Genomic DNA, 7,915 nt, shown 5'->3' with positions numbered 1-7,915 from the left:
CTCCTGCGGGTAGGCCGGTCGGGTCCTAGGCATCTTGAATCTCCTCATTCAGTAGCAAACTATCCGAAAGTGGACATCTGTCTACCGAACCGAAGTAAGATCAGAGAACCCTTGAGGAGGTGCCCGTGTTCTTTTTCTACAACAGCCGTTGGGGCTGTGTGGGGTCCCTGCTGGTCTCGGCCGCTTTGACCTTGCTGGTGTTGTTCCTGCTGGGCTGGATCTGACCCGCTCTTGAGGCCCCGACGACGTCGCTCAAGCGGTGTCGATGCGGCGTTGGATGCCGTCCAGCAAGGTCTCCAGTCCGAACCGCAGTGTCTCCCAGGCCTCGCGTTCCAGGTAGGGCTCGGTGGGGTCCTCGTTGTCGAAGGCGCCCTGGGCGGTCATCAACGTCAGGGTCGGAAAGCGCTCGGCGAAGTCGGGCGCCAACTCCTCCAGCTGTTCGGAGCGGGCGTACCACCACTCGTCCTCGGGTACCCCGGTCACCGCTTGGGCCTGGCGGGCCTCGGCGGCGGTGCGGACCATGCCGCGAACCAGGTTGAGCAGGCTTCCGAAGGTGCTGCTGATGGCCTTGGGTGCCATTCCGGCCGTGTGCAACAGGGTGGCCAGCGATTCGAAGAGTCGGTACTCGTTGGGGCCCAGGACGGGGCGGGCCTGGGAGACCTCCAGGGTCCAGGGGTGGCGCAGGTAGAAGTCCCACAGCAGGCCCACCCAGGTTCGGGTGCTCTCGCGCCAGCCCTGGTCGAGGGTGGCCGCCTGTGACTCCTGCTCGACCTCATCGGCCAACTCGGCGAAGGCCTGGTCGTACATCAGGTCGATGAGCTCGTTCTTGCTGGCCACGTAGGTGTAGAGCGACATCGCGGTGCGGCCCAGTCGCTCGCCCACCGCGCGCATGGACAGCGCCTGCAGCCCTAGGGTGTCGGCGATGTCGATGGCGGTGCGCACGACCAGGTCCACGTTCAGTTCCGGTTTGGGGCCGGGGGCGGTGCGCTCGCCCTGCTCGTGTTCGCGCCACAGCAGTGCCATGGAACGGCGCGGGTCGCCCTGGCCGGCGTAGACCACCACTTGCGTCTCCTTAGGGAATAAACTAATGTGCTTCGGCTGTTAGTTTAGCGCATAAGGAATCGTTGGAACGCGGGCACCAGGGGAGCAGCTTGACCTTCGAACAGAACACAGCGGCCGACGCCCACGACACCATCCAGGTGCGTGGGGCCAGGGAGAACAACCTCGACAACGTCTCGGTGGACATCCCCAAGAGGAGACTGAGCGTCTTCACCGGGCTGTCCGGTTCGGGGAAGTCCTCGCTGGTCTTCGGTACCATCGCCGCCGAGTCCCAGCGGCTCATCAACGAGACCTACACCGCCTTCTTGCAGTCGTTCATGCCCAGCACCGGCCGACCCGACGTGGACTCCCTGCGCAACCTCAGCGCGGCCATCATCGTCGACCAGGAACGCATGGGAGCCAACTCGCGCTCGACCGTGGGAACGGCCACCGACGCCCACGCCATGCTGCGTATCGTCTACAGCCGGGCGGGCACCCCGCGCCTGGAACCCTCCAGCGTGTTCAGCTTCAACAACGCCGAGGGCATGTGCCTCGAATGTGAGGGGCTGGGGCGTACCGACCAGATCGAGCTGGAGGAACTCTACGACCGCGAACTCTCCCTGAACGAGGGCGCCATCACCGTCCCCGGTTACACGGTGGACAGCTGGTACTGGCAGGTGTTCGTGCACTCGGGGTTGCTGGACGCCGACAAACGCCTGGACGACTACACCGGCCAGGAGTGGAACACCTTCCTGTACGGACCCCTGACCAAGGTCAAGGTCGGCAAGAACTCCTTCTCCTACGAGGGCCTGGTCCCCAAGATCAAGCGGACCTACCTGGCCAAGGACCGCGACAAGATGCAACCGGCCCTGCGCGCCTTCGTGGAACGGGCCGTGGTCACCTCCACCTGCCCCGAGTGCGCCGGCACCAGGCTCAACGCCACCGCCCGCGAGGTCAAGGTGGCCGGGCGCACCATCACCGAGTGCGCCTCGATGCAGATCGACGACCTGGCCGCGTTCGTGCGCACCATCGACGACCCGGCCGTCAAACCGTTGGTGGACACCCTGGCCCACACCCTGGAGTCCCTGGTGGAGGTGGGGCTCGGCTACCTGAGTCTGGACCGGGAGTCGGGCACCCTGTCCGGAGGTGAGGCCCAAAGGGTCAAGATGGTCCGCCACCTGGGCTCCAGCCTCAGCGACATCACCTACGTCTTCGACGAGCCCACCGTGGGACTGCACCCGCACGACATCGAGCGGATGAACAACCTGCTCTTGGGGCTGCGCGACAAGGGCAACACGGTACTGGTGGTCGAGCACAAACCGGAGACCATCGCCATCGCCGACCACGTGGTGGACCTGGGCCCGGGCGCCGGTCCGCGCGGCGGCTCGGTGACCTACACCGGTGACGTGGCCGGGCTGCGCGCCTCGGGCACCCTCACCGGTCGTCACCTGGACCACCGGATTCGTCTCAAGGACGAGGTGCGCACCGCCACCGGGCACCTGCCCATCCGCGACGCGAACACCCACAACCTGCGGGATGTGTCCGTGGACGTGCCCCTGGGCGTGCTCACCGTGGTCACCGGGGTGGCCGGATCGGGAAAGAGTTCGCTCATCCACGGCGCGCTGCCCGCACACGAGGGCGTGGTGGTGGTCGACCAGTCGGCGATCCGAGGATCGCGCCGCTCCAACCCGGCCACCTACACCGGGCTGCTCGACCCGATCCGTACCGCCTTCGCCCGCGCCAACCAGGTCAAGGCCTCCCTGTTCAGCGCCAACTCCGAGGGGGCCTGCCCCGAATGCAAGGGCGCCGGGGTCATCTACACCGACCTGGCGATGATGGCCGGGGTGGCCTCCACCTGCGAGAAGTGTCAGGGGCGCCGGTTCAAGGACGAGGTGCTCCAGTACACGTTGCGCGGCAAGGACATCAGCCAGGTCCTGGCCATGTCGGTGGAGACCGCACGTGAGTTCTTCACCTCCGGTAACGCCCGCACCATCTTGGACCGGCTGCACGACGTCGGGCTGGGCTACCTGGGTCTGGGGCAGCCGTTGACCACCCTGTCGGGCGGTGAGCGTCAGCGGTTGAAGCTGGCGATCTCCATGGCCAAGCAGGGGGCGGTGTACGTGCTGGACGAGCCCACCACCGGGCTGCACCTGGCGGACGTGGACCGGTTGTTGGCGCTGCTGGACCGGCTGGTCCAGGACGGGAACACGGTGGTGGTGATCGAACACCACCAGGCGGTCATGGCGCACGCCGACCACATCATCGACCTGGGCCCGGGTGCGGGGCACGACGGTGGACGGGTCGTGTTCGAGGGTTCTCCGGAGCGGTTGGTGGACCAAGGCCAGACCCTGACCGCCCATCACCTGCGCGCCTACCTGCAACGTTAGCGGCCGGGTAACGGACGGGCCCGCCCCGAAGACCATGGTTCGCGGGGGCGGGCCCGTGCCCTTCGGTCAGCCCTCCAGAAGCTTCTTGAGGTCGCCCAGCCAGCGGCGCCAGTCGCCCTTCCACGCCGCGGCGCGCTCGGGGCCGCCGATGCGGGTGTGCTCGATGCCCACCAGGGACTTGCCCTGGCCCTTGGCCTGGAAGGTGGCGGCGATACGGGTGTCCTCGGGCAGGTCGGCGGTGAAGCGCTTGCCCGCCTTGGCGGTCCGCTCGTGAGCCACCACCCCCAGCCACTCCTGGCGCAGGGTGGGGTCGGCGAAGGCCTCGAACAGCCGCTCCACGGGCACATCGACGGTCTTGCTCGCGCTGGTGGCGAACCCGTCCTTCTTCTGCCCGGGTACGCGCAGGCCACGTTCCTGCTCGTAGGCGACCGTGACGGTCTGGGCGTACCAGTCCTGCACGCCGTGCTCTTGGACCAGGTGGGCGGCGATATCGGTGTGGGTGCGCGTGGTGGCCTGCCAGGAGTCCAACAGGGCGAACCACTCGTCGTAGCCGCGCCCGGTCGCCTGAGCCACCTTGTCGTCGGAGACCCGCCGGCGGATGGTGGCCGCACCGGTTCCGGTGGTGGTATCGGCGGTGGGCGCGGGGATTTCGGGTGCGGGGAGCAGATGGGCCCGAGCGGCGGTGTAGCTCTCGCCGGTCTTGTCCATCCGGGCGCGTACCCGCTGCTTGAAGGACTTGTTGCTGGTCATGACGGCTCCTGGCGGTCCGCGACGGCACCCACGCTCCCATCGCCCCGCCGGAAGGGTCGTCTTCGACCGGCCTCCCGAGAACTCCCAGGTCCCCTTTGCCTCCGCGAGGCCGACGGCGTGGGCGCCGGGGCCGGAGGTTGGGCGCGGGATCGCGCCACTTCCAAGTTACTGCGCTGAAGTGTTGGGCGCCACCCCTGGTCAGTGGGGGCGGTCGTAGACCAGGGTGTGCCGCCAGAACAGGCCGCGGTGGACGCGGGCCCCGGGCAGGTGACGGGCGGCCACGGCACGGATCCGGGCCAGGGTGTGCGGCGGTTCGGCGGTGGGCGCGCGCATGTGCGGTAGCGCGGCGGTGGCCGCCTTGGGGTGCTTGCACAGGCCGATCAGCGGGTTGAGCACCGCGGAGACCAGCCCGGTGACCAGGTCGGCGACGCCCTGTTCGCGGTGGTGGCCGACCACCACCAGGCGGCCTCCCGGGGCCAGGGCCTTCCGGAGCTGGGGGAGTGTCTGCTCCAAGGGCAGGTGGTGCAGGACCGCCACCAGGGTGATGGCATCCCACCGGGTGGTGGGGTCGCGCCGCTCCCATCCGGCCTGGAGGATGGTCACGCCCGGGGTGCGTGCGAAGCGTTCACGAGCGAGCGCGGCGGTGTCGGGGTCGGGTTCCAGGCCGCTGACCTCGGGAACCCGCCCGTGCAATCGCTCGATCAGGTTGCCGGTGCCGCACCCCACGTCCAGCACGCGGGTGGCGCCCGAGGCCACCACTCGACGCACCACCCAGGGCCCGTACCAGTCGTTGTGGCTCCACGGATGGCGCGCGTTGAACCGGGCCATGCGGTCGAGCAGCGACATACCGGTCACGATAGCGGCCCCTCAACCCCTCAAGAGCGTGGTCAGGCCCAGGCCGAGCCAGGCCGCGCCCAAGCCCAGGAACAGGTGGGCCGCGACGAAGACCAAAGCGCGCCGCCGGGCGCCGGTGCGCGCCAGCCGCACGGTCTCGTGGGCGAAGGTGGAGTAGGTGGTCAACGCCCCGCAGAACCCGGTGCCCAGGAGTGCCAGTGCCTCGGGAGGCAGGGGCAGGCCCAGGAGCGAACCCAGGAGGAGGCTGCCGACCACGTTCACCATCAAGGTGCCCCACGGGAAGGCCCGACCCAGGCGGCGTTGGAGGGTCAGGTCCACCAGGAAACGCGTGGGGGCGCCCACGGCCGCGCCCAGGGCCACCATCAGAGCGCTCACGGGTTCCTCCCGGCGCTGTGGGTGAGCAGTCGGTGGGCCAGTGCGGAGGCGGCCCAGGCCGCGGTGAGCGCACCGATCAGGGTCAGGGACAGGTAGGCCAGCGCCACCTGCGGGGCGCCTCGTTCCAGGGCGGTGACCACGTCCGCGGCATAGGCGGAGAAGGTGGTGTATCCGCCAAGGAAGCCCACGCCCCAGAACGGGCGCACGTAGCGGCTGTGGAGCCACCGGTGCGCGATCAGTTCCATCAGCAGGCCGATGAGCAGGCTGCCGGTGACGTTGACGGCCAGGATCGTCCAGGACACCCCCGAGGCGGCGGGCGGCCACAGGGTGTCCAGGCCGTGGCGGGTCAGCGCGCCCAAGGCCCCGCCGAGGGCGACGAAGGCGAGCACGGACCGAAGGCGGGCCGGCGCGGGTGGGGTCATGGCTCCCATCCTCCACCCGGAGAGCACCTGATGGCGTCGGCGGACCCCGAGATCCGTGGCTCCTGCCCGAGCCGGGGGCGAGGGTCCGCTTCAGGGATGGGATCAGGGCTATCCCCGATGGTCTTCCGGCCGCCCGGGTAGGATTCTGGCCATGCGGTCAAAAAACGAGCCAGACGGTCAGAAGCGGTCCTTCATCGAGGAGGCCCGCAGGGCACAGATCATCGACGCGGCGGTGCGCACCATCGCCGAGGTCGGTTACCCGAACGCCTCCCTGGCTCGGATCGCACGGACGGCGCAGGTGAGCAAAGGCGTCATCTCCTACCACTTCGACGGCAAGGACGAGCTGATGGACCAGGTGGTGATAAGCGTCTACACCCAGATCGGGGAGGAGGTCGCGCCCCGGGTCCTGGCCGAGCAGAACATGGAACGTGCGCTGCGCACCCACGTGCGCGGCGTGGCCGAGTACGCGCTGGCCCATCGCGAGCGCATGACGGCACTGTCCCAGATCTTCCGGCACTTCCGTGACGCCCAGGGCGCCCCCCGCTTCGATGGGTCCCAACCCGAGGCGATCTACCAACCCATGGAAGAGCTCTACCGAGCCGGGCAGCGGAGCGGGGAGTTTCGCGAGTTCGACGTGCGGGTGATGGCGATCAGCCAACAGGCGACCATCGACGCCATGTTCGAGTACTGGCGGACACACCCCGACCACGACCTGCTCGCGCACGCCGACGAACTGGGCGAACTCCTGGTCCGTGCGATTCGAGCCCCATGACCGTCACACCATAGTGACGAGGTCCCCATGGCACAGAACATCAGCCCATCCACCACCGGGGCGGCCGATCGGCCGTCCCGCCCCCGACTGTTCTACGTCGATCACCTCAGGGTGGTCCTGACGGTCCTGGTCGTGTTGCACCACGCGGCCATCACCTACGGCAACATCCCGGTGTGGTACCTGACGGAGCCGGCCCAAGACCCCTCCGGGGTGGCGCTGGATCTGTTCGTGCTCTTCAACCAGACGTTCTTCATGGGGATGTTCTTCCTCATCGCCGGGTACTTCGTGCCGGGTTCGATCGATCGGCGTGGGCGGCGCGGGTTCATGCGCGAACGCCTGGTCCGGTTGGGCGTTCCCCTGCTGCTGTTCCTGGTTTTGTTGCGGCCCTTGGCCATGATCCCGGCGTTCGGACAGGTGTTGGCCGCTGAACCCGACCTTCCGCTGTGGCTGCTGTACCTGCTCACCATCGACCCGGGCCCGATGTGGTTCGTAGAGGTGCTGTTGGTGATGAGCCTGGTCTATGTGCTGGTGCGCGGTGTGCGTGAGCGTCGCTCCCGGCCCGCCCCGGTCGTGGCGCAGGTTCGGGAGCGAGGGCCGGTGCGCTGGCTGGTCCCGGTTCTGGTGTTCGCGGTGGGGCTGGCCCTGGCCACCTTCGCCTGGCGGTGGGCCTTCCCCGCGCCGTACTGGCCGGTGGTGGGGTTGCCCAGCCCCGGTTACCTGCCCCAGTACGTGGCCATGTTCACCGTGGGCGCGCTCGCCTACCGGGGTGACTGGTTGCACCGGTTGCCGGACCGGGCCGGGGTGGTCGGCGGGATCGCCGCGGCGGTGTCACTGCCCGTCATGGTCGTGTTCGTGACCGCTGCCCCGGGCACCGGTGCGTCCTTGGTGCATCTGGTGGCGGAGAACCTGTTCTCGGTGGGTTTGGTGCTGGCGCTGCTGGTCTTCTTCCGTCGGTTCCTGGCCCGGGACAACCGTGTGTGGCGGTTCCTGGGTGAGAACGCCTTCGCCGTGTACGTGCTGCACGCGGTGGTGCTGGTGTTGGTGGGCATGGCCCTGGGTGACTGGCAGGCCCCGGCGGTGGTCAAGTTCGCCGGCCTGGCCGCGTTGAGCGTGCCACTGACCTGGGCGTTGGCCGCCGGTGTGCGGGCCATCCCGGGGGTCGATCGGATGCTGTGAACGTGACTCCTCCCACCGCTGAAGCGGTGGGCTTCTCCTGCCACCACTCAGGCAACAGGAAGGACCAGCCCGGCCCTGATACCAACGTTGACCGCTCCCACCCGATCGGCGTGCTCTGTGTAGCCGCACTGGACACAACG

Annotated in this window: 8 protein-coding genes; 3 read left to right on the top strand and 5 right to left on the bottom strand. The window is 68.5% G+C overall.

Translation table 11 applies throughout. The features are described 5' to 3' along the window. Nucleotides 1-252: 252 nt before the first annotated feature. Nucleotides 253-1,062: a TetR/AcrR family transcriptional regulator C-terminal domain-containing protein gene (locus ABZ717_RS28235; protein WP_358516202.1), complete on the bottom strand. Its 810-nt coding sequence runs from the start codon at nucleotides 1,060-1,062 to the stop codon at nucleotides 253-255. 89 nt (nucleotides 1,063-1,151) lie between these two features. On the opposite strand from ABZ717_RS28235, the gene ABZ717_RS28230 reads away from it, so the two are divergent. Beyond that, entirely contained in the window at nucleotides 1,152-3,425 is a 2,274-nt protein-coding gene (locus ABZ717_RS28230; protein WP_358516199.1) for an excinuclease ABC subunit UvrA, read from the top strand. A 66-nt stretch (nucleotides 3,426-3,491) separates the two neighbouring features. On the opposite strand, the gene ABZ717_RS28225 is transcribed toward ABZ717_RS28230, so the two are convergent. The 4 genes from ABZ717_RS28225 to ABZ717_RS28210 form a co-directional block, all read right to left on the bottom strand. Next, entirely contained in the window at nucleotides 3,492-4,175 is a 684-nt protein-coding gene (locus ABZ717_RS28225; RefSeq protein WP_358516196.1) for a DUF4287 domain-containing protein, read from the bottom strand. Nucleotides 4,176-4,373: 198 nt separating this feature from the next. Then, nucleotides 4,374-5,021, bottom strand: a complete 648-nt coding sequence (locus ABZ717_RS28220; protein WP_358516193.1) for a methyltransferase — start codon at nucleotides 5,019-5,021, stop codon at nucleotides 4,374-4,376. A 21-nt stretch (nucleotides 5,022-5,042) separates the two neighbouring features. After that, a complete protein-coding gene (locus ABZ717_RS28215; RefSeq protein ID WP_358516190.1) occupies nucleotides 5,043-5,405 on the bottom strand; it encodes a CrcB family protein in 363 nt (120 codons plus the stop codon). Next, nucleotides 5,402-5,827, bottom strand: a complete 426-nt coding sequence (locus ABZ717_RS28210) for a CrcB family protein (protein ID WP_358516187.1) — start codon at nucleotides 5,825-5,827, stop codon at nucleotides 5,402-5,404. The genes ABZ717_RS28215 and ABZ717_RS28210 overlap by 4 nt, the downstream gene beginning before the upstream one ends. Before the next feature lie 151 nt (nucleotides 5,828-5,978). Here ABZ717_RS28210 and ABZ717_RS28205 point away from each other — a divergent pair, with 151 nt between their 5' ends. Both ABZ717_RS28205 and ABZ717_RS28200 read left to right on the top strand, forming a co-directional pair. After that, the gene (locus ABZ717_RS28205) at nucleotides 5,979-6,599 is read left to right on the top strand and encodes a TetR family transcriptional regulator (RefSeq protein WP_358516184.1); all 621 of its coding nucleotides are present in this window, start codon (nucleotides 5,979-5,981) and stop codon (nucleotides 6,597-6,599) included. Nucleotides 6,600-6,626: 27 nt separating this feature from the next. Next, a complete protein-coding gene (locus ABZ717_RS28200) occupies nucleotides 6,627-7,775 on the top strand; it encodes an acyltransferase (protein WP_358516181.1) in 1,149 nt (382 codons plus the stop codon). Nucleotides 7,776-7,915: the final 140 nt, after the last annotated feature.

This window comes from Nocardiopsis sp. NPDC006832, assembly GCF_040635885.1.
In the GTDB taxonomy this organism is placed as follows: domain Bacteria; phylum Actinomycetota; class Actinomycetes; order Streptosporangiales; family Streptosporangiaceae; genus Nocardiopsis.
The sequence above is the reverse complement of the archived record's forward strand: the minus strand, read 5'-3'. Positions and strand labels throughout refer to the sequence as shown.